Below are 21,591 nucleotides of genomic sequence, written 5' to 3'. Positions count from 1 at the left end.
GAAAGGGGATGCGAAATGACAGAACGTGATCGATATACAAATGAAGAAAAAGAAGCTGAGCCAAAAGAAGTTGGAAAAGAGGCTTCAATAGTAGAAAAAATTCAACAGCTTGGACAGACAAATGTACCACAGATGAATGAATCACGTATTCATTGTTTAACGATTATCGGACAAGTGGAAGGTCATGTTCAATTACCGCCGCAAAATAAAACAACAAAATACGAGCATATCATTCCGCAAATTGTTGCGATTGAACAAAATCCAAAAATTGAAGGTTTGCTGTTAATATTAAATACGGTTGGAGGTGACGTTGAAGCTGGACTAGCAATTTCTGAAATGGTAGCTTCACTTTCAAAGCCAACAGTATCTTTAGTTTTAGGTGGGGGACATTCCATTGGTGTACCGATTGCTGTTTCTACTGACTATTCGTTTATTGCGGAAACTGCGACGATGACAATTCATCCGATTCGTTTAACAGGTCTTGTCATAGGTGTGCCACAAACATTTGAGTATTTGGATAAGATGCAAGAAAGAGTCATTCGTTTTGTGACGAAGCACTCGAAAGTAACAGAAGATCGTTTTAAAGAGCTTATGTTTGCGAAAGGAAATTTAACGCGAGATATTGGGACGAATGTAATTGGTGGGGATGCAGTAAAGTACGGTCTTATAGATGATGTTGGTGGTATTGGAAATGCAATTCGAAAATTAAACGAATTAATCGATGTTCGCGCGGAAGGTAGTGCAGAAGGGACAATGTTACAATGATTTTATATACAATTATGCCAGAGCAACTTGTGTATCCGGCCGATTATTCACAATGTGAAAGTCAAAAAGTTGTAAATATAAATGGTGTGGAATTAATGGTTTCTGAAGAGGAACATGGGTGTTATTCTATTGTACGTGTGCTAAGTACGGACCCACTTCACTATTTAGAGTTTGAGCCAGGTCAGAAAATAACCTTTTAGCAAAAAGAAGGATTTTGTTTAGAAGCTATGGTATAATATAAAAAACAAGACGGTTGAGCAGCCATGAGTAGGCTGCTTTCTTCTGTTTATTTAGCATTTTACAAGAAGTGTAAAAATAGAAGATATAAAGACCTGAAAAATAGAGAAAACAGACATATAAATAGAGCGTTTTTAGGAGAGCTTTACTTATATGTAGAACACGAGGTGAAGAAATGGCAAAACAAAAGCAAAGAGGGACGAAGGCAAAGGCAAGACGTACGATAAAGCCAACTTTGTATTATGAAATCGTCGGTTTAACTCTTTTTGCACTTTCGATCATTACGATTTTACAGCTAGGCGTTGTAGGGAAATCGTTTGTGTTATTTTTTCGCTTCTTCTTTGGTGAGTGGTACATAATTGGTGTGTTAGGTGTAATAGCTTTATCGGTTTCCTTTGTTATAAAACGCGGATGGCCGAACCTTTTAAATAAACGGTTAATTGGATTTTATTTAATTGTATTGGCAATATTAATGTTTAGTCATATTACATTATTTAACCTTCTTACAAAAGATGGAGCAGTGCAAAATACTTCTGTTATTGTGAGTACGAAAGATAACTTCTTTCTTGAAATGAAAAAAGGGCCAGATAGCGTTCATTTAGGTGGTGGTATGTTTGGTGCGCTTATGTTCGCGACATGTTACTTCCTATTCGACGAAGTAGGAGCCTATATCATTGGAATTATTTTAGTTATTCTCGGGGTACTCTGTATAACAAATAAACATATTGGAGAAGTGTTAGCTCCAGTTGGTAGAATTCTTAGAAGTCAATTTCAAGTGATACAAGGGGATTATAAAGATTGGAGATCCAAAAGAACGGCTGAACAAACAGAAAAGAAAAAAACAACAAGAAGTACAAGAAGCAAACGTGCTGCAGAACAAGAAGAAGTTATTGAGCCGATGGAAGAAATCCAAATTGATCCGCCAATTATTTCAAATTTCACTGAGAATTATCCTGTAAATGAAGAAGAGGGTAAACGAATTGAAGTAGAGCAAGAAGATTTGATCACTTCACCGTTTATTGAAGAGACTCCACCAATTGATGAATCAAAGAAAAAGCGTGGAGAAAAAATTGTTGAATCGTTAGAGAGTGAAGCGCAAGCACCTCCTATGCAATTTTCAAATGTAGAAAATAAAGATTACAAGCTTCCTTCACTTGATATATTAAAATTTCCAAAGAATAAGCAAGTTACAAATGAAAACGCGGAAATTTATGAGAATGCTCGTAAATTAGAACGTACATTCCAAAGTTTCGGAGTGAAAGCGAAAGTAACCAAAGTGCATAGAGGTCCTGCAGTTACAAAATATGAAGTGTATCCTGATATGGGGGTAAAGGTAAGCAAAATTGTCAGTTTAAGTGATGATTTAGCCCTTGCTTTAGCTGCAAAGGACATTCGTATTGAGGCGCCAATTCCCGGGAAATCAGCTGTAGGGATCGAAGTTCCGAACTCAGAAGTTTCGATGGTAACGCTGAGGGAAGTTCTTGATTCTAAGGCTAATAATCATCCGGAAGAGAAGTTGTTAATTGGTCTTGGCCGAGATATTACAGGTGAAGCTGTATTAGCCCGTTTAAATAAAATGCCCCATTTACTCGTAGCTGGTGCGACAGGTAGCGGGAAAAGTGTATGTATTAATGGTATTATTGTTAGTATTTTAATGCGTGCAAAACCGCATGAAGTAAAATTAATGATGATTGACCCGAAAATGGTAGAGTTAAATGTATATAACGGTGTGCCTCATTTGTTAACGCCAGTTGTAACTGATCCGAAAAAAGCATCGCAAGCATTGAAAAAAGTTGTGAGTGAGATGGAACGTCGTTATGAATTATTTGCTCATAGTGGTACACGTAACATTGAAGGATACAATGATTATATAAAAGAACATAATAGTCAATCAGAAGCGAAACAACCCGAATTACCGTATATTGTAGTAATTGTGGACGAGTTAGCAGATTTAATGATGGTTGCTTCGTCTGATGTAGAGGATGCGATTATGCGTCTAGCGCAAATGGCTCGTGCTGCTGGTATTCATTTAATTATTGCAACGCAACGTCCGTCAGTTGACGTTATTACGGGTGTTATTAAAGCAAATATTCCATCACGTATTGCATTCGCTGTATCTTCTCAAACAGATTCTCGTACAATTCTTGACGGTGGTGGTGCAGAAAAGCTACTAGGTCGTGGCGACATGCTGTTTATACCAATTGGTGCATCGAAACCTGTACGTGTACAAGGTGCATTTTTATCAGATGATGAAGTTGAGAGAGTTGTAGAATATGTTATTGGACAGCAAAAAGCACAATATCAAGAAGATATGATTCCGCAAGATGTTCCTGATACGAAGCAGGAAGTAGAAGATGAATTATATGATGAAGCGGTTCAACTTGTAGTGGAAATGCAAACAGCATCTGTTTCTATGCTACAACGTAGGTTTAGAGTAGGTTATACGCGAGCTGCTCGTCTAATTGATGCAATGGAAATGAATGGTGTAGTAGGTCCATATGAAGGTAGTAAACCGAGAGAAGTACTCATTAATGATGTACAAGAAAAAAGTTCTTAAAAAAAGCCTAATTGTTTTTACAATTAGGCTTTTTTATATAGTGTTTTTGTTATATACTATACTCAGCAATAAAGAAAGGGCTTACATTTATAAGGTCCCTATAGAATACGAATACTTTGAGTGTGTTTTATGTAAATGTTCGATATTTAATACAGAAAAATGTTGGATTTTGTTGACACGTATGAGAGCAAGTGGTAAGATTACTTCGAAAAGAATCACTGCCTCATATAATCTTGGAGATAAGGTCCATAAGTTTCTACCTGGCAACCATGAATTGCTAGACTATGAGGGGAAAAGTGTGTAACAAAGGATGTAAAGGATCTTTGTGCCGAACTTTTTCTCGAAATGAGGAATGTTTATGGTGCAAAGTTTTTTTTATACAGTAAAGAGTGAAAATTTCATTTTAAAAAATTATTATTATTTATTCGACAATTGTGCTTATTTTTAGTGGTTAGTCATTTGTACTATGTTGTAAGTTGAAAAAAGAGAAAAGAAGTCTTACATCAGAGGTCGAATAATTGAAATGCGGGGGAGTCTTATGTCAGTAAAATCCGATAGTCGTCACCTATATTTACGGGTGATTGATCACATCAAAGAAAAAATTAAAGATGGGGCTTATAAAGAACGACAAAAGTTACCATCAGAGTTTGATTTAGCGAAAGAACTTGGCGTAAGTAGAGCGACTTTAAGGGAAGCGTTACGTATTTTAGAAGAAGAAAATGTTGTCATTCGTAGACATGGTGTAGGGACATTTGTAAATGCAAAGCCATTATTTTCTTCTGGAATAGAACAACTTTCTAGTATTACAGATATGATTTCTAGTGTGGGGAAAACACCAGGAACGATTTTTTTATCATCATCTACTACAACTTTAACAGAAGAGGAAAAAGAGAAGTTTAATAGTGAAGATGGTTTTAATGCAGTGATGATTGAACGCGTGCGTACAGCAGATGGGGAACCTGTTGTATATTGTATCGATAAACTTGCAAAAGAAATATTGCCAGATTTATCGGGTTACAATGAGGAATCATTATTAACGGTGATACATAATAACACGCATAAGCGCATAACATATGCGGTTGCTCACATTGAGCCAATTGGCTATCACCCTAAAATCTCACCAATTTTAGAATGTGAGCCTGAAACAGCACTGCTTGTATTAAAACAAATGCACTATGATCAAAATGATGAGCCAATCTTATATTCTATTAATTACTTTAGAGCTGATAAGTTTAGCTTCCACGTATTAAGAAAGCGTATGTAGGTAAGTTCCTTTTTAGGGAGGTGACAGCAAGAAGTAAGGGACAGCAGCGAAAGAATAAATAAATATATATCATTTTTGGAGGGGTTTCTAGTATGAAGAAAAAAGCAGGTCTTTTATTATCATTAACATTAGTAGCAAGTACAGTTTTAGGTGCATGTGGTAACTCGGATAAGGCAAGCAGTGACAAGAAAGACACGAAAGACTTCAAGGTTGGTATGGTAACGGATGTTGGGGGCGTTGATGACAAATCGTTCAACCAATCTTCTTGGGAAGGACTAAAAAAGTTTGGTAAAGATAATGGATTAAAGGAAAAGACAAATTATCGTTACCTACAGTCTGAAAAAGAAGCGGATTATATTCCAAACTTAAAGAAATTTTCAAAAGATAAGTATGATTTATCTTTCGGAATTGGTTATAAATTAGAAGGTGCAATTAAAGAAGTAGCAAAAGAATCTCCAAAACAACAATTTGCAATCGTTGATACTGTAGTAGATGCACCAAACGTAACGAGCATTACATTTAAAGATCATGAAGGATCATTCCTTGTAGGTGCGGTAGCAGCTATGTCAACAAAATCAAATAAAGTAGGATTTGTTGGTGGGATGAAGAGTGATTTAATTAGTAAATTCGAAAATGGATTTAAAGCGGGTGCAAAAGCAGTAAATCCAAACATTGAAATCGTATCTGAATATGCAGAAGCATTCGATAAACCTGAAAAAGGTACAGTTCTTGCATCAGCAATGTACGGTCAAGGCGTAGACGTAATTTACCATGCTGCTGGTGGTACAGGTAACGGTGTATTCACTGAAGCGAAAAACCGTAAGAAAAAAGGTGAAAATGTTTGGGTAATCGGTGTTGACCGTGACCAAAACCAAGAAGGTATGCCTGAAAACGTAACATTAACTTCAATGGTAAAACGTGTAGATATCGCTGTTGAAAAAGTAGCACAAGAAGCGAAAGACGGTAAGTTAAAAGGCGGTAAAGTAGAAGCGTTTGGTTTAAAAGATGACGGTGTTGGTATTGCAAAAACAACTGACAACGTGAAAAAAGTTAACCCTGAAATTTTAACAAAAGTAGAAGAGCTTGAAAAGAAAATTACAGACGGTGAAATTAAAGTACCAGCTACAGATAAAGAGTATAAAGAATATGAAGCTTCTCTAAAAAAATAAATAGAGAAATAGCAAAGGTTAGTTCATAGAACTAACCTTTGTATGTATAAAACTTCCGAATTGCTTAATAAGTTAATAGTGTAATAGGGAATGTTCCCTGTTAAAAGGAGGAACACAATGGAATACGTAATTGAGATGAATAACATTACGAAAGTATTCCCAGGCATTGTAGCGAATGATGATATTACGCTGCAAGTAAAGCAGGGTGAGATACATGCTTTACTTGGAGAAAATGGTGCAGGGAAATCCACATTGATGAATGTACTATTTGGTTTGTACCAACCAGAACAAGGTGAAATTAAAATTAAAGGAAAGTCTGTAAACATTACCAATCCGAATGTGGCAAATGACCTTGGTATTGGAATGGTTCATCAGCACTTTATGCTTGTTCATAATTTTACAGTTACAGAAAATATTATTCTCGGAAATGAACCGAAGAAAAAAGGGAAAATTGCTGTTGAGGAAGCTGCTAAAGAAATTCAAAAACTGTCTGAACAATACGGTTTAGCTGTAGATCCATATGCGAAAATACAGGATATTTCAGTTGGTATGCAACAGCGTGTTGAGATATTAAAAACTCTTTACCGCGGTGCAGAAATTTTAATATTTGATGAACCGACAGCTGTGTTAACACCGCAAGAAATTCATGAGCTAATTCAAATTATGAAAAAGCTTGTGCAAGAAGGAAAATCTATTGTTCTTATTACACATAAGTTGAAAGAAATTATGGAAGTTTGCGATCGTTGTACGATTATTCGTAAAGGAAAAGGAATTGGAACGGTTGACGTTGCAAATACGGATGAAAATAAACTTGCAGAATTAATGGTCGGACGTCAAGTGAATTTTAAAACAGAAAAAATAGACGCGAAACCAAAAGAAGAGGTACTTTCAATTGCAAACCTTGTTGTTCACGATGCACGTCAACTACCTGCTGTAAAAGGCCTTGACTTAACTGTTCGTGCGGGGGAAATTGTTGGGATTGCAGGGATTGATGGAAACGGACAAAGTGAATTAATAGAAGCAATTACTGGTTTACGAAAAGTTGAGTCAGGTTCTATTGCAATTAAAGGGAAAGAAATAACAAATTGGCCTGTTAGAAGAATAACAGAAGAAGGAATTGGTCATATTCCAGAAGATCGTCATAAACACGGACTCGTCCTTGATTTTTCTGTTAGAGATAATATAGTTCTGCAAACGTACTATAAGAATCCGTTTTCAAAGAAAGGGATTTTAAATTTCAGCAAAATTACAGAAAAAGCAAAGGCTCTTATTGAACAGTTTGATGTACGTACACCTAGTGAGCAAACGTTAGCACGCGCTCTATCTGGGGGAAATCAACAAAAAGCAATTATTGCACGTGAAGTAGACCGCGATCCGGATTTATTAATTGCAGCACAGCCAACACGTGGTTTAGATGTAGGAGCAATTGAATTTATTCATAAGAGATTAATAGAGCAAAGGGATAAAGGGAAAGGTGTATTACTTTTATCACTAGAGTTAGATGAAATCTTAAATGTTAGCGATCGAATTGCTGTTATTTATGAAGGGAAAATTGTAGCAATAGTTGATGCGAAAGAAACGAATGAACAACAGCTTGGATTGTTAATGGCTGGAGGAACAAAGAAGGAGCAGGTGGGTACAAATGGCTAAAAAACTTTTAACAGAACGAACGATAAATATTTTAGTCCCAGTACTATCCGTTATTTTTGGCTTACTTGTCGGAGCGATTGTAATGCTAGTTAGTGGTTATGATCCAATTGTGGGTTATAGTGCACTTTGGACAGGGATGTTCGGCAGCGCAAGTGCGATTGGTGAAACGCTTCGTACAATGATACCGCTTATTCTTGCTGGTTTATCAGTGGCGTTTGCATTTCGTACAGGTTTATTTAATATCGGGGTAGAGGGTCAATTGCTAGTTGGTTGGCTTGCAGCGGTTTGGTTCGGTTATGCAGTTTCACTACCAGCTTTCCTTCATATTCCATTATCTATTTTATTCGCAGCATTGGTAGGAGGAATTTGGGGCTTCATTCCTGGATATTTAAAAGGAAAGTTTCAAGTTAATGAGGTTATTGTAACAATTATGATGAACTATATCGCATTATATGTAACATATGACATCATTAAGCGCTTTTTACATGAAGGTAATGATAAAACGTATGACATTAAAGAGAGTGCATCACTATCTTCAGACTGGCTTGCTTCTATTACTGATGGTTCGCGTCTTCACTGGGGAATTATTGTAGCAATATTAATTGCTATTTTAATGTGGTTCTTATTAGATCGAACAACTTTAGGCTACGAATTAAAGTCGGTAGGATTTAATCAGCATGCTTCTCAATATGCAGGTATGAAAGTTTCTCGTAATGTAGTATTCTCCATGACAATTGCTGGTGCATTTGCGGGGATTGGTGGAGCGATGGAAGGATTAGGAACATTCCAGAGTATGACAGCGATGTCTTCGTTTACAGGAGTAGGATTTGATGGGATTGCTGTAGCATTACTTGGAGGGAATAATCCGTTTGGGATAATCCTTTCAGCTTTATTATTTGGTGGTTTGAAAAGTGCTTCCCCTCAAATGAACTTTGAGGCAGATGTACCATCAGAGCTTATTAATGTAATTATTGCATGTATCATCTTCTTTGTTGCATGTAGTTATGTGTTAAGATGGGCGCTTACACGCATGAGCAAGGAGGGGAAATAAATGAGCTTTTTAGATATATTAGCCATTCTTGTGACGGGTACGTTATATACATCGGCACCTATCATTTTCACAGCACTAGGTGGTGTATTTAGTGAACGATCGGGTGTTGTAAATATCGGATTAGAAGGACTAATGCTATTTGGTGCATTTATTGGAGTTGTTACAAACTTATTAATGGGTGATACTTGGGGAACGATGACTCCGTGGATTGCGTTATTATTTGCGGCAATTGGTAGTGGATTATTTGCATTACTTCATGCGGTAGCTTCTATTACATTCCGAGCAGATCAAGTTGTAAGTGGTGTAGCAATTAACTTCTTATCTCTTGGTTTAACGGTATTTGCAATTAAGAAGATTTTTGATAAAGGGCAGACTGACTTTATTCAGTATCGTATTGAAAAGATTGATATTCCAGGCCTTTCGGATATTCCGGTTTTAGGGAAAATATTTTTCTCGAACGTACCAATAACGTCGTATATTGCCATTATTTTAGCATTCGTTGTTTGGTATGTTATTTATAAAACACCGTTCGGTCTTCGTCTACGTGCTGTTGGTGAACACCCAATGGCAGCGGATACGATGGGGATTAACGTATATAAAATGCGCTATATTGGAGTCTGTATTTCAGGAGTGTTTGCTGGAATTGGTGGAGCGATTTTTGCAATGTCAATTTCTAATAACTTCTCAGGGGCAACTATTACAGGACAAGGTTTCTTAGCTTTAGCTGCTATGATTTTTGGAAAGTGGAATCCACTAGGCGCACTAGGTGCAGCTCTATTCTTTGGTTTTGCACAATCTCTTAGTGTAACGGGCGGAACAATTCCTGTATTAGATCAAATTCCAAGTGTTTTATTAACGATATTACCATATGTATTCACAATATTAGCGCTTGTTGGTTTTGTAGGTCGTTCTGAAGCTCCGAAAGCATTAGGAACTCCTTATGAAAAAGGAAAACGATAAGTATTTTATAAGTATTTTATAAGTATTTTATAAGTATAAAAAAGCTCGCACATTAGTGTGGGCTTTTTTACATAGAATATATTTAATACGGAATTTTACTATGTTCCTTACATATTAAAGTTTTTAGAAAGAATCATATGTAAGCATAATAAGGAAGAAAAGTTGATTTTTTATTTCTAAAAACTGTATATTGAAGAGGAATATTCCTATATACGTAAAGGAGGGCTATAAATGAAACTAATGGAACAACAACTACATGAGTTAGGTGGTTTGCGCGTACATATTATTCCGACTGATAAATATAAAACGAATACCTTTGTATTTCGTTTTAAAGCGCCTTTAAATGAGGAGACGGTGACAGAGCGTGCCCTATTGCCATACGTATTGCAAAGTGCGACAGAAAAATTACCTTCTGTAATTCGTCTTCGTCAATATTTAGAAGAATTATACGGGTCTTCTTTAGCAGTAGATGTAAGTAAAAAAGGGGAAGACCATATTATCTCCATTTATGTAGACATTGCAAATGAAGTATATTTACATGATGCACCACCGTTATTTGAAAAAGCGCTTTCTATGTTGTCGGATATTGTGTTACATCCAGCGACGGAGGGGAACGGTTTCCTACCTTCTATCGTAGAAAGTGAAAAAAGAGCACTGTTACAGAGAATTGAAGCTACTTATGACGATAAAATGCGTTATGCAAACGAGCGTTTAATTGAAGAAATGTGCAAAGTAGAACCGTATCGTTTAAGTGCAAATGGAAAAAAAGAGAGTGTTGCTTCTATTACAAATGAAAGTCTGTATCAATATTATCAAAAGGTGTTAGCGGAAGATGAGATGGATCTATATATTATTGGTGATATTTCAGAAAACGCCGTTGATCTTGTAAGTAAGTATTTTTCTATTTCAGCTCGTCCAGTGAGAGAAAGAAATGTACTCCTTCATAGACGAAATAATGAAGAAAAAGAAGTTGTTGAAAAACAAGAATTAAAACAAAGTAAATTACACATCGGTTATCGTACATTTGTCACATATAAAGATGAAGATTATTTTGCATTGCAATTGTTCAATGGATTGTTTGGTGGTTTTTCTCATTCGAAGTTATTCGTAAATGTGCGTGAAAAAAATAGTTTAGCGTACTATGCAGCATCGCGCTTTGAAAGTCATAAAGGTTTATTATTTGTTATGTCAGGAATTGAAGCGAAAAATTATGAAAAAGCAGTTGAGATTATTAAAGAACAAATGCTTGCGATGCAAAACGGAGAGTTTTCTGAAGAAGAAATACATCAAACAAAAAGTGTCATCCAAAATCAAATATTAGAGGCGATTGATACACCGCGTGGATTTGTAGAAATGCTATATCATGGTATTATTTCAGATCGTACACGTCCAGTTGAAGAATGGCTTACAGGTATAGAAAGTGTGACAAAAGAAGAAATTGTAAAAGTTGCTAAAAATATTGAACTAGATACAATTTACTTTTTACAAGGAACGGAGGGAGAGTAAATGGAGAAAATTATTTATGAGCAATTAAAAGAAACACTCTATTATGAAAAACTTCCTAATGGATTAGATGTATATGTTTTACCGAAACAAGGATTTAATAAAACATTTGCGACGTTTACGACGAAATATGGTTCAGTAGATAATACATTTGTACCATTAGGGAAAGAAGAAATGATTCGTGTACCTGATGGGATTGCACATTTTCTTGAGCATAAATTATTTGAAAAAGAAGATCACGATGCTTTCCAATTGTTTAGTAAACAAGGAGCATCGGCAAATGCTTTTACATCCTTCACACGAACAGCTTACCTTTTTTCATGTACTTCAAACGTAGAACAAAATTTAAATACATTACTAAACTTTGTGCAAGAGCCTTATTTCTCTGAAAAAACAGTTGAAAAAGAGAAGGGGATTATTGGGCAAGAAATTCAAATGTATCAAGATAACCCAGATTGGCGTTTGTACTTTGGGTTAATTGATAGCTTGTTTGTAAAACACCCAATTAAAATTGATATTGCAGGGACAATCGAATCTATTAGTAAAATTACGAAAGATTTATTATATGAATGTTATGAAACATTTTATCATCCGAGCAATATGTTATTATTTGTTGTGGGTGCAATTGATCCAGAGAAAACAATGGATTTAGTACGTGAAAATCAAGCAAAAAAAGATTATAAAAACCAGCCAGAAATTGTGCGTTCATTTGAAGAGGAACCAAATGAGGTAAATGAAAAGAAAAAAATTATTTCAATGCCTGTGCAAACACCGAAATGTTTAGTTGGTATTAAAGCGACTAATTTAAAAGAAAAAGGGCAAGCGCTTTTAAAACAAGAAATTGCGCTTACGTTACTTTTAGATTATTTATTTGGAAAAAGTTCTGTTCATTACGAAGCTTTATATAATGAAGGGCTTATTGATGATTCATTCTCGTATGACTATACAGAAGAAAATAACTTCGGTTTTGCAATGGTTGGCGGTGATACGAAACAACCTGATGAATTGGCAGATCGTTTAAAAGATATTTTATTAAAAACAGATTATGATCAATTAGATGCGGCGGCATTAGAACGAGTGAAGAAAAAGAAAATTGGTGGTTTTTTACGCTCGTTGAATTCACCAGAATATATTGCAAATCAATTTACACGATATGCGTTTAATGAATCTAGTCTATTTGATGCATTGACTGTATTAGAAGGGCTAACCGTTCAAGACTTACAAGAAGTAGCAAAATTATTGTTATCAGAAGAAAAAATGAGTGTTTGTCAGGTGTTACCGAAAAAATAACATTTTAAAGATACCCTCATCTTATCATTGAAAAATTGTAAGATGAGGGTATTATTTAGTTGTGTGAAAAGTGAACTTGTAGAGATAAGAGAGGGAATTTATGAAAAAGTATGCGTTAGTAACTGGAGGGAGCGGAGGGATTGGCTCTGCTATTTCGAAACAATTAATTCAAGATGGATATACAGTTTATGTTCATTACAATAACAGTGAAGGAAAGGTATTGGAATTGCAGAAAGCATGGGGGGAAGTTATCCCTGTGCAAGCGAATTTGGCTTCTAGTGATGGAGCAGAGCAATTGTGGAGACAAATTGAACATCCTATTGATGTTATTGTATATGCAGCTGGGAAGAGTATTTTTGGACTAGTAACAGATGTAACAAACGATGAATTGGATTATATGGTAGAACTTCAAGTGAAGAACGTATATAAATTACTTTCAATGGCACTTCCGCCTATGATTGGGAGGAGAAGTGGTAATATTGTAATTGTTTCATCTATATGGGGACAAATAGGGGCTTCTTGTGAAGTGCTTTATTCAATGGTAAAAGGGGCGCAAAATTCATATGTGAAAGCTTTGGCGAAAGAAGTGTCTTTAAGTGGATTACGTGTGAATGCGGTAGCACCAGGAGCAATTGAAACGGAAATGTTAAGTGTTTTTTCTGAAGAAGATAAAATGGGAATTGCTGAAGATATACCATTAGGTAGAATAGGGTTACCAGAAGAAGTAGCAAAAACAGTTGCATTCCTCGTATCACCAGGAGCATCTTACATAACTGGACAAATCATCGGAGTGAATGGTGGTTGGCACTGCTAAAAATTTCTTACATAAAAAATGAATAGTTGCACAAATTAAGCATGATTTTATTACTCAATAGTGAGGTGCTTAATTATGTCAGTATTAGATAATTTTGATCAGTGGAAGAGCTTTTTAGGAGATCGTTTAGAGCAAGCGCAAGGAAAAGGTTTAGACGGCGGTGCGGTATCAGATATGGCATTTCGTGTTGGCGACTACCTTGCTAATGAAGTAGAAGGACGCAATGACCAAGAGAAATTATTAGCTGAGCTTTGGAAAGTTGCTGATGAACAGGAGCAACATACCATTGCAAACTTAATGGTTAAGTTTGTACAACATAAGTAAAAGTAGAGAGGAGATTCTCCTCTCTACTTTTTTTGTATAATAATTACACAGGATAGATTATACATTTAGCTTCCCTATTAAGGTGAAATCATATAATATAGTACGTAGGTGTAAAGTAAGCAAGGGGAGTGATCTTGGATGATTGAATGGTATTTTGAATATGAAATACATAAAAACCGACCTGGCTTGCTTGGTGACGTTTCTTCGTTAATCGGTATGCTCGGCATTAATATTGTCACAATTAATGGTGTAGATAATGCACGACGTGGGTTACTTCTTATGTGTGATAATCAAGAGCAAATCTCTAGACTTGAATCAATTTTAAATACGATGGATAACATAACGGTAACGAAATATCGTCCGCCCAAGCTAAGAGATAAGCTAGCGGTTAGGCATGGTAGGTACATACAACGAGATGCAGATGATAAGAAAACATTTCGATTTGTGCGTGATGAATTAGGCTTACTTGTAGACTTTATGGCAGAAATTATGAAAAAAGAAGGCCATAAACTAATTGGGATACGCGGAATGCCTCGTGTCGGAAAAACAGAATCCATTGTTGCTGCAAGTGTTTGTGCAAATAAAAGGTGGTTATTTGTATCATCTACTCTTATTAAGCAAACTGTTCGTAGTCAATTAATTGAAGATGAGTATAGCGATGACAATATTTTCATCCTAGATGGAATTGTGTCAACGAAGCGTGCTAACGAAAGACATTGGCAGCTCGTTCGTGAAATTATGAGATTGCCTGCAACAAAAGTTGTAGAACATCCTGATGTATTTGTGAGTCAGTCAGAATACACATTGGATGATTTTGATTATATTATCGAGTTGCGCAACGATTATGATGAAGAAATTCAATATAATTTAGTAGATGAAATTGAGCAAGGTACGCAAAATAATTTCTCTATGTTTGACTTTTAAAGAAATATTGAGGTGTTAGTAGTGACGGAATTGGGACAAAAGCTGAAAGAAGCAAGAGAAGCGAAAGGCTTGACTATTGATCAGCTGCATGAGATTACAAAAATTCAAAAACGCCATTTAGTGGCAATTGAAGAAGGCAATTATGATGTATTGCCAGGAGCTTTTTATGCGCGTGCATTCATTAAACAATACGCAGATGCGGTTGGATTAAATGGAGAGGAACTGCTTGTAGAACATCAGAGTACGATACCACAATCTGAGAAGCGTGAAGTTCCACAAGTATCAACGGGACAAAAAACACAAGAAACAATGCAAAAATCTTCATCATGGCCAATTGCAGATCACATGCCGAAAATCTTAGTTGCGTTGTTAGTAATCGCAGTTGGAGTGGTAATCTGGTTTGTGTTTCAAGCGTTAACTGGAAAAGATGATGAAAAAGTTCCGAGTGCTCAAAGTGAGAAAATTGAAGTTCAAAAAGCAAAAGATTCTCCGTTAGATACGAAGAAAGATGAAGCGAAAGCGGAAGAACCAAAAAAAGAGGAACCAAAGAAAGAAGAACCAAAGAAAGAAGAGCAACCAGCACCACCAACGGGACAGCAAGAAGTGAAAGTAGTTGGAACAACTGGTAAGGTATCTACTTTGGAAATTCATAATAATAAAACGTTAGAATTGGAAATCATAGCGAAGGGTACAAGCTATGTAGATGTTAAAGATGATGCGGGTAACGAAATTTTAAACACTACAGTACAAGGTGGTCAAACAGAAAAACGTGATGTATCAACATTAAAAGAAGTACGACTTAATATTGGAAATGCAACGAATGTTGAAGTTAAACTGAATGGCCAAGTGGTTGCTTTCCCATTGGACCCAGAAAAAGAACTTCACCAAAGATTGGTGATAAAAAACCAAGGGATAGGGCAACCTGCACAATAACAGTCATCGCTTCGATGACTTTTTTCAATGAACAAATGTTTTTGATATGATGGAGGAATAGCTGTGAATTTACCAAATAAAATTACAATATCTAGAATCTTCTTAATTCCAATTTTCATGGTAATTATGTTAGCGCCCTTTAATTGGGGTTCATACACAATTGGTGATGTTGATTTACCAATTCAACATTTAGTGGGGGCACTTATCTTTATCGTTGCTTCAGCTACAGATTGGATTGATGGACATTACGCAAGGAAGTATAATCTTGTAACGAACTTAGGAAAGTTTCTTGATCCGTTAGCTGATAAATTACTGGTTTCAGCAGCACTTATTACATTGGTAGAGATGCGATATGTACCGGCTTGGATTGTTATTGTAATTATCAGTCGTGAGTTTGCTGTAACAGGTTTACGTCTTGTACTTGCTGGAACAGGGGAAGTAGTTGCGGCAAATCAGCTAGGGAAAATTAAGACATGGACACAAATTATTGCGATTGCAGCATATTTATTACACGATGTACCTTTAAATTTAATCCATATTCCAGTTGCGGATATCTTCATATGGATTGCATTAATCTTTACTGTTATTTCAGGATGGGATTATTTCTGGAAAAATAGAGCTGCTTTTGTAAACTCAAAATAGAAGTTTATGGGGGAATTGGGATGAATGCTGAGATTATTGCGGTTGGAACTGAATTATTACTTGGACAAATTGCAAATACAAATGCCCAGTTTTTATCTGAAAAGTTGGCTTCAATTGGAATTAACGTGTACTATCATACTGTTGTTGGTGATAATAATAAGCGACTGCAAAAGGCGATTGAAGCTGCGGAAGAACGTGCTGATATCCTTATTTTTACAGGTGGATTAGGACCGACAAAAGATGATTTAACGAAAGAAACGATAGCGACTAGTTTAGATGAAAAGCTTGTGTATGATGAAAAGGCATTAGACTTAATAAGTAATTACTTTAAGCGTACAGGCCGTGAATTTACGGAGAATAATAAAAAGCAAGCGCTCGTTTTAAATGGAGCAACAGTATTTGCAAATGACCACGGTATGGCGCCGGGTATGGGGGTAAATAAGAACGGAAAAGTTTATATTTTATTACCAGGGCCGCCAAAAGAAATGAAACCAATGTATGTAAGTTACGTAGAGCCTTTTTTACGTAATTTTACAACAGGAGAAAACATTTATTCACGTGTGCTTCGTTTCTTCGGTATTGGGGAGTCCCAATTAGAGGTGAAAGTTCAAGATTTAATTGATGGACAAACAAACCCAACAATTGCCCCGCTAGCAAATGATGGAGAAGTGACATTACGTTTAACCGCTAAGCATCAAAATGTTAGCGAAGCGGAGAAACTAATTCAACATGTGGAAGATTTGATTTTAGAAAGAGTAGGAGAATTTTTCTACGGATATGACCAAGAATTTTTGCATTATAAGGCAATCGAGTTATTGAAGAGAAAAGGGTTAACTTTAGCATGTGCAGAAAGTTTAACAGGTGGTCTTTTTGGAAATCAAGTAACTGAAAATGCTGGTGTTTCTTCTGTATTTAAGGGCGGTGTCATTTGTTATCATAATGATGTGAAGCAACATGTTTTACGTGTGCCTGAAGAAGTGTTGCATACTGATGGTGCAGTTAGTAAGGAATGTGCTCGTTATCTTGCTGAAAATGTTAAGGATTTATTAAAAGCGGATATCGGAATTAGTTTCACTGGGGTAGCAGGGCCAGATGCTTCAGAACAGAAAGAGCCAGGAACAGTATTTGTTGGATTAGCGATTAAAGGTGAACAAACTGCAGTCTTTCCTCTTAATTTAAGTGGAAGTCGTCAACAAATTAGAGAACGATCAGCAAAATATGGATTTTATCATTTATATAAAAAGCTAGAAGAGATATAAGTTTCTTCTAGCTTTTTTTATAGTTAAATTCCGTATTTGTGTGATGGAAAATAAAAAAATCGAATAAATGTTCGATTTTTGTTGGCAAATTGAATTGAAAATAGGTATAATAAGATTAGCAATTCAGTTAAGGAGGAATTTTGAATGAGTGATCGTCAAGCGGCATTAGATATGGCGTTAAAACAAATAGAGAAGCAATTCGGTAAAGGTTCAATTATGAAATTAGGAGAACAAGCGGAACGTAGAATTTCTACAATTTCAAGTGGTTCTTTAGCACTTGATGTGGCGCTAGGGGTAGGCGGATACCCACGTGGCCGTATTATCGAAATTTACGGACCTGAAAGTTCAGGTAAAACGACAGTTTCATTACATGCAATTGCAGAAGTACAACGTCAAGGTGGACAAGCAGCATTCATCGATGCGGAGCACGCAATGGATCCTGTATATGCACAAAAATTAGGCGTTAACATAGATGAATTACTATTATCACAGCCTGATACAGGGGAGCAAGGATTAGAAATTGCAGAAGCACTTGTACGAAGTGGTGCGGTTGATATTATCGTAATTGACTCTGTAGCAGCTCTTGTACCGAAAGCAGAGATTGAAGGCGACATGGGTGACTCACACGTAGGTTTACAAGCACGTTTAATGTCACAAGCACTTCGTAAGCTTTCAGGGGCAATCAACAAATCAAAAACAATTGCAATCTTTATTAACCAAATTCGTGAAAAAGTTGGGGTTATGTTCGGAAACCCAGAAACAACTCCAGGTGGTCGTGCGTTGAAATTCTATTCAACTGTCCGTCTTGAAGTGCGTCGTGCGGAGCAATTAAAGCAAGGTAACGACATCGTTGGTAATAAAACAAAAGTAAAAGTAGTGAAAAATAAAGTAGCGCCACCATTCCGTGTTGCTGAAGTTGATATTATGTACGGAGAAGGTATTTCAAGAGAAGGTGAAATCTTGGATATGGCTTCTGAGCTTGATATCGTTCAAAAGAGCGGTGCTTGGTATTCTTATAATGAAGAACGTTTAGGACAAGGTCGTGAAAATTCGAAGCAATTCTTAAAAGAGAATACGGACTTAAGAGAGGAAATTGCCTTCTTTGTTCGTGATCATCACGGAATTGGTGAAGATTCTGGTGTGGAAGACACGGAAGATTCAACTCTTCAAGATTAAAAAATAAAAGACACGGGTCCCGTGTCTTTTATTTTTTACCTTCTATTAAAGGGGTATCTATCGTAGTGGTTAAAATATTTTTTTGACTCAAATGGGATGTGTAAAGAGGAATATTCATGCGTTTTAAGGGAATAAAATGGTATTTACTAAGGTTTTCCAGGATAATATGCTATCAATTTTTCAAATTCAGATAACATTCAGGACTGAAGGTAAAGAAAGTAAAAGTAGACAACGCTTGACAATGAAAATTACGATAGATACAATGAGAATGTATATTTTTTCTTATATACGATATACTCTTCTCAAGAAGAGAAGTAATATTCGGAGTAAGGTTTAAAACTTACCGAAATAATAATATGACATTTTAATTGTGAAATGAAGAAAGTCCCTTAAAAAAGCGGGACGACGGTCTTTGCTGTATGTTGTAATTTAATGTACATGCCGACAGTCTTTTTTCATTCATAGCAAGGGGAGGTGAAATCATGAGTAGTACAGTTTGGATACTCATCTCCATTTTGCTTGCAACAACAGTCGGTGCAGTTGTTGGCTTTTTTGTTCGAAAGTCTATTGCTGAAGCGAAGATTAATGGTGCGGCTAATGAAGCGAAACGTATTCTAGACGAAGCGAATCGTGAGGCTGAAGCACTTAAGAAAGAAGCGCTTTTAGAAGCAAAGGATGAAATTCATACACTTCGTACAGAAGCTGAATTAGAAATTCGTGACCGTAGAAGCGAATTACAAAAACAAGAAAATCGTTTAATGCAAAAAGAAGAGAACCTTGATCGTAAAGACGAAACGCTCGATAAACGCGAGCAACAGTTAGAGAAGAAAGAGGATTCTCTTGTAGCGAGACAACAACAGATTGAAGAGTTGGAAAGCAAAGTGGGAGAGTTAGTTCAAAAGCAACAAACAGAATTAGAGCGCATTTCCAATCTGACACGCGAACAAGCGAAAGCAATTATTCTTGGTAAAGTAGAAAATGAAGTTTCTCATGAAATCGCTGTTATGGTAAAAGAAAGTGAAGTTCGCGCGAAAGAAGAAGCGGATAAGAAAGCAAAAGAGATTTTATCTCTTGCAATGCAAAGATGTGCAGCTGATCATGTTGCTGAAACAACCGTTTCGGTTGTAAATCTTCCAAATGACGAAATGAAGGGACGTATTATCGGGCGTGAAGGTCGTAATATTCGTACGTTAGAAACGTTAACGGGTATTGACTTAATTATCGATGATACACCAGAGGCGGTAATCCTTTCTGGATTCGATCCAATTCGTCGTGAAACAGCTCGTATCGCTCTTGATAAACTAGTACAGGACGGACGTATTCACCCAGCGCGTATTGAAGAGATGGTCGAAAAATCAAGACGTGAAGTGGACGAGTATATTCGCGAAGTCGGAGAGCAAACAACGTTTGAAGTGGGTGTTCATGGATTACACCCAGATTTAATTAAAATTTTAGGTCGTTTAAAATACCGTACAAGTTATGGACAAAACGTCTTAAAACACTCTATGGAAGTTGCATATTTAACTGGACTTATGGCAGCAGAGCTTGGCGAGGATGAAAAACTAGCAAGACGTGCTGGTCTATTACATGATATCGGAAAAGCGATTGACCATGAAGTAGAAGGTAGCCACGTTGAAATTGGTGTTGAACTCGCAACGAAATATAAAGAGCATCCTGTAGTTATAAACAGTATCGCATCTCACCATGGTGACACAGAACCAACTTCTATCATTGCAGTTTTAGTTGCAGCAGCAGATGCTTTATCAGCTGCAAGACCGGGAGCTCGTAGTGAAACGCTTGAAAACTACATTCGTCGTCTTGAAAAGTTAGAAGAGATTTCAGAGTCTTATGAAGGCGTTGAAAAATCATTTGCAATTCAAGCAGGACGTGAAGTTCGTATTTTGGTAAAACCAGATACAATCGATGATTTAGAAGCTCATCGTTTAGCTCGTGATATCCGAAAACGTATTGAAAATGAACTGGATTACCCAGGACATATTAAAGTAACTGTTATTCGTGAAACACGTGCAGTGGAATACGCAAAATAAAGTGGTGAAACACCACTTTATTTTTTTGTGTTGGAATTGGATAAAATAAAGACAGTTAGTTATATAGCGTAAAAGTGAAACAAACTTATAATAAACATATTATAAGGAATTTCCTTAATGCTATAGCAATAAAAAATGCAGTACATAGAAAGGGTAAGACATATGAGAATATTATTTGTTGGGGATGTAGTAGGATCTCCTGGTAGAGGTATGATTCAACAATACGTACCGGCATTAAAGAAAAAATATACACCTACAGTAACAATCATTAATGGAGAAAACGCAGCAGGTGGCCGTGGGATTACAGAAAAAATATATCGAAACTTTTTAGAGTGTGGGGCGCAAGCAGTTACACTTGGAAACCATGCTTGGGATAATCGTGAAGTATTTGAATTCATAGATGATGCAAAATATCTTGCAAGACCAGCTAACTTCCCAGAAGGAACTCCAGGAAAAGGACTTATCTTTGTGAACTGTAATGGAACAGAAGTTGCAGTTATTAACTTACAAGGACGTACTTTCCTTCCTCCGATTGATTGTCCATTCCGTAAAGTGGATGAATTAATTAATATTGCGAAAAAACGTACGAATATTATCTTTGTTGATTTCCATGCGGAGACTACAAGTGAAAAACAAGCGCTAGGTTGGTATGTAGATGGACGTGCTACAGCAGTAGTAGGTACGCATACGCATGTCCCTACAGCGGATAACCGTATTTTACCAAGTGGAACGGCATATATTACAGATGTTGGGATGACAGGGCCATATGATGGAATATTAGGTATGGACCGAGAAGCGGTATTGAAGAAGTTTTTAACGAACTTACCGGTACGATTTGAAGTAACAAGTGGTAGAACGCAATTAAGTGCAGTGTTAATTGATGTGGATCCAAATACAGGAAAAGCAAAGAAAATTGAGCGCATTTTAATTAATGACGATCAACCATTTTTTGAGTAAATTTCCGTTAAATTTTAGATAAGTTATTATATTTTAATTTTTTAGAAAAATTACGGAAATTTAGCAGG

19 protein-coding genes and 1 riboswitch are annotated in these 21,591 nt (G+C 36.3%); all 19 genes read left to right on the top strand.

Going from position 1 to position 21,591, the window contains the following annotated elements; all coding sequences use genetic code 11:
• Positions 1-15 precede the first annotated feature (15 nt).
• Positions 16-765: a translocation-enhancing protein TepA gene (gene tepA / locus BUA87_RS19600; protein ID WP_072940510.1), complete on the top strand. Its 750-nt coding sequence runs from the start codon at positions 16-18 to the stop codon at positions 763-765.
• Complete coding sequence (locus tag BUA87_RS19595; protein ID WP_000605020.1) at positions 762-965, top strand: YlzJ-like family protein; 204 nt, start codon at positions 762-764, stop codon at positions 963-965. The genes tepA and BUA87_RS19595 overlap by 4 nt, the downstream gene beginning before the upstream one ends.
• A gap of 212 nt (positions 966-1,177) precedes the next feature.
• On the top strand, positions 1,178-3,559 hold the full coding sequence (locus BUA87_RS19590) for a DNA translocase FtsK (RefSeq protein WP_071713499.1): 2,382 nt from the start codon (positions 1,178-1,180) through the stop codon (positions 3,557-3,559).
• A 203-nt stretch (positions 3,560-3,762) separates the two neighbouring features.
• A riboswitch (purine riboswitch) is annotated at positions 3,763-3,864 on the top strand.
• A gap of 233 nt (positions 3,865-4,097) precedes the next feature.
• Positions 4,098-4,823, top strand: coding sequence for a GntR family transcriptional regulator (locus BUA87_RS19580; protein WP_000114182.1), 726 nt, complete (start codon positions 4,098-4,100; stop codon positions 4,821-4,823).
• Positions 4,824-4,915: 92 nt separating this feature from the next.
• On the top strand, positions 4,916-5,992 hold the full coding sequence (locus BUA87_RS19575; protein ID WP_000725773.1) for a BMP family lipoprotein: 1,077 nt from the start codon (positions 4,916-4,918) through the stop codon (positions 5,990-5,992).
• A gap of 117 nt (positions 5,993-6,109) precedes the next feature.
• Positions 6,110-7,642, top strand: a complete 1,533-nt coding sequence (locus BUA87_RS19570) for an ABC transporter ATP-binding protein (RefSeq protein ID WP_000456925.1) — start codon at positions 6,110-6,112, stop codon at positions 7,640-7,642.
• Complete coding sequence (locus tag BUA87_RS19565; RefSeq protein WP_001085255.1) at positions 7,635-8,693, top strand: ABC transporter permease; 1,059 nt, start codon at positions 7,635-7,637, stop codon at positions 8,691-8,693. Before BUA87_RS19570 ends, BUA87_RS19565 begins: the two co-directional genes overlap by 8 nt.
• A complete protein-coding gene (locus BUA87_RS19560) occupies positions 8,694-9,653 on the top strand; it encodes an ABC transporter permease (RefSeq protein WP_000008857.1) in 960 nt (319 codons plus the stop codon).
• A 231-nt stretch (positions 9,654-9,884) separates the two neighbouring features.
• Positions 9,885-11,159 carry an EF-P 5-aminopentanol modification-associated protein YfmF gene (locus tag BUA87_RS19555; protein WP_000772413.1) on the top strand — a complete coding sequence of 425 codons (1,275 nt, stop codon included), beginning with the start codon at positions 9,885-9,887 and terminating at the stop codon, positions 11,157-11,159.
• Positions 11,160-12,446 carry an EF-P 5-aminopentanol modification-associated protein YfmH gene (locus BUA87_RS19550; RefSeq protein ID WP_000411277.1) on the top strand — a complete coding sequence of 429 codons (1,287 nt, stop codon included), beginning with the start codon at positions 11,160-11,162 and terminating at the stop codon, positions 12,444-12,446.
• Between the two features lie 100 nt (positions 12,447-12,546).
• A complete protein-coding gene (locus tag BUA87_RS19545; protein WP_000759626.1) occupies positions 12,547-13,260 on the top strand; it encodes an elongation factor P 5-aminopentanone reductase in 714 nt (237 codons plus the stop codon).
• Between the two features lie 75 nt (positions 13,261-13,335).
• Positions 13,336-13,584 (top strand): DUF3243 domain-containing protein, encoded by a 249-nt coding sequence (locus BUA87_RS19540; protein WP_000114444.1) that lies wholly within the window; start codon positions 13,336-13,338, stop codon positions 13,582-13,584.
• Positions 13,585-13,722: 138 nt separating this feature from the next.
• Positions 13,723-14,508: a DUF3388 domain-containing protein gene (locus tag BUA87_RS19535; protein WP_000574107.1), complete on the top strand. Its 786-nt coding sequence runs from the start codon at positions 13,723-13,725 to the stop codon at positions 14,506-14,508.
• Between the two features lie 21 nt (positions 14,509-14,529).
• Positions 14,530-15,441 carry a helix-turn-helix domain-containing protein gene (locus BUA87_RS19530; protein WP_000137474.1) on the top strand — a complete coding sequence of 304 codons (912 nt, stop codon included), beginning with the start codon at positions 14,530-14,532 and terminating at the stop codon, positions 15,439-15,441.
• Between the two features lie 63 nt (positions 15,442-15,504).
• A complete protein-coding gene (pgsA, locus tag BUA87_RS19525; protein WP_001052977.1) occupies positions 15,505-16,083 on the top strand; it encodes a CDP-diacylglycerol--glycerol-3-phosphate 3-phosphatidyltransferase in 579 nt (192 codons plus the stop codon).
• 20 nt (positions 16,084-16,103) lie between these two features.
• A complete protein-coding gene (locus BUA87_RS19520) occupies positions 16,104-17,342 on the top strand; it encodes a competence/damage-inducible protein A (RefSeq protein WP_065229238.1) in 1,239 nt (412 codons plus the stop codon).
• Between the two features lie 144 nt (positions 17,343-17,486).
• The gene (recA, locus tag BUA87_RS19515; RefSeq protein ID WP_001283854.1) at positions 17,487-18,518 is read left to right on the top strand and encodes a recombinase RecA; all 1,032 of its coding nucleotides are present in this window, start codon (positions 17,487-17,489) and stop codon (positions 18,516-18,518) included.
• Between the two features lie 482 nt (positions 18,519-19,000).
• A complete protein-coding gene (gene rny, locus BUA87_RS19505; protein WP_000099769.1) occupies positions 19,001-20,566 on the top strand; it encodes a ribonuclease Y in 1,566 nt (521 codons plus the stop codon).
• A gap of 162 nt (positions 20,567-20,728) precedes the next feature.
• Complete coding sequence (locus tag BUA87_RS19500) at positions 20,729-21,523, top strand: TIGR00282 family metallophosphoesterase (RefSeq protein WP_001221097.1); 795 nt, start codon at positions 20,729-20,731, stop codon at positions 21,521-21,523.
• Positions 21,524-21,591: the final 68 nt, after the last annotated feature.

The organism is Bacillus sp. bc15, assembly GCF_900142585.1.
GTDB classification, from domain to species: domain Bacteria; phylum Bacillota; class Bacilli; order Bacillales; family Bacillaceae_G; genus Bacillus_A; species Bacillus_A cereus.
This window is presented reverse-complemented; position numbering and strand designations above follow the sequence as displayed.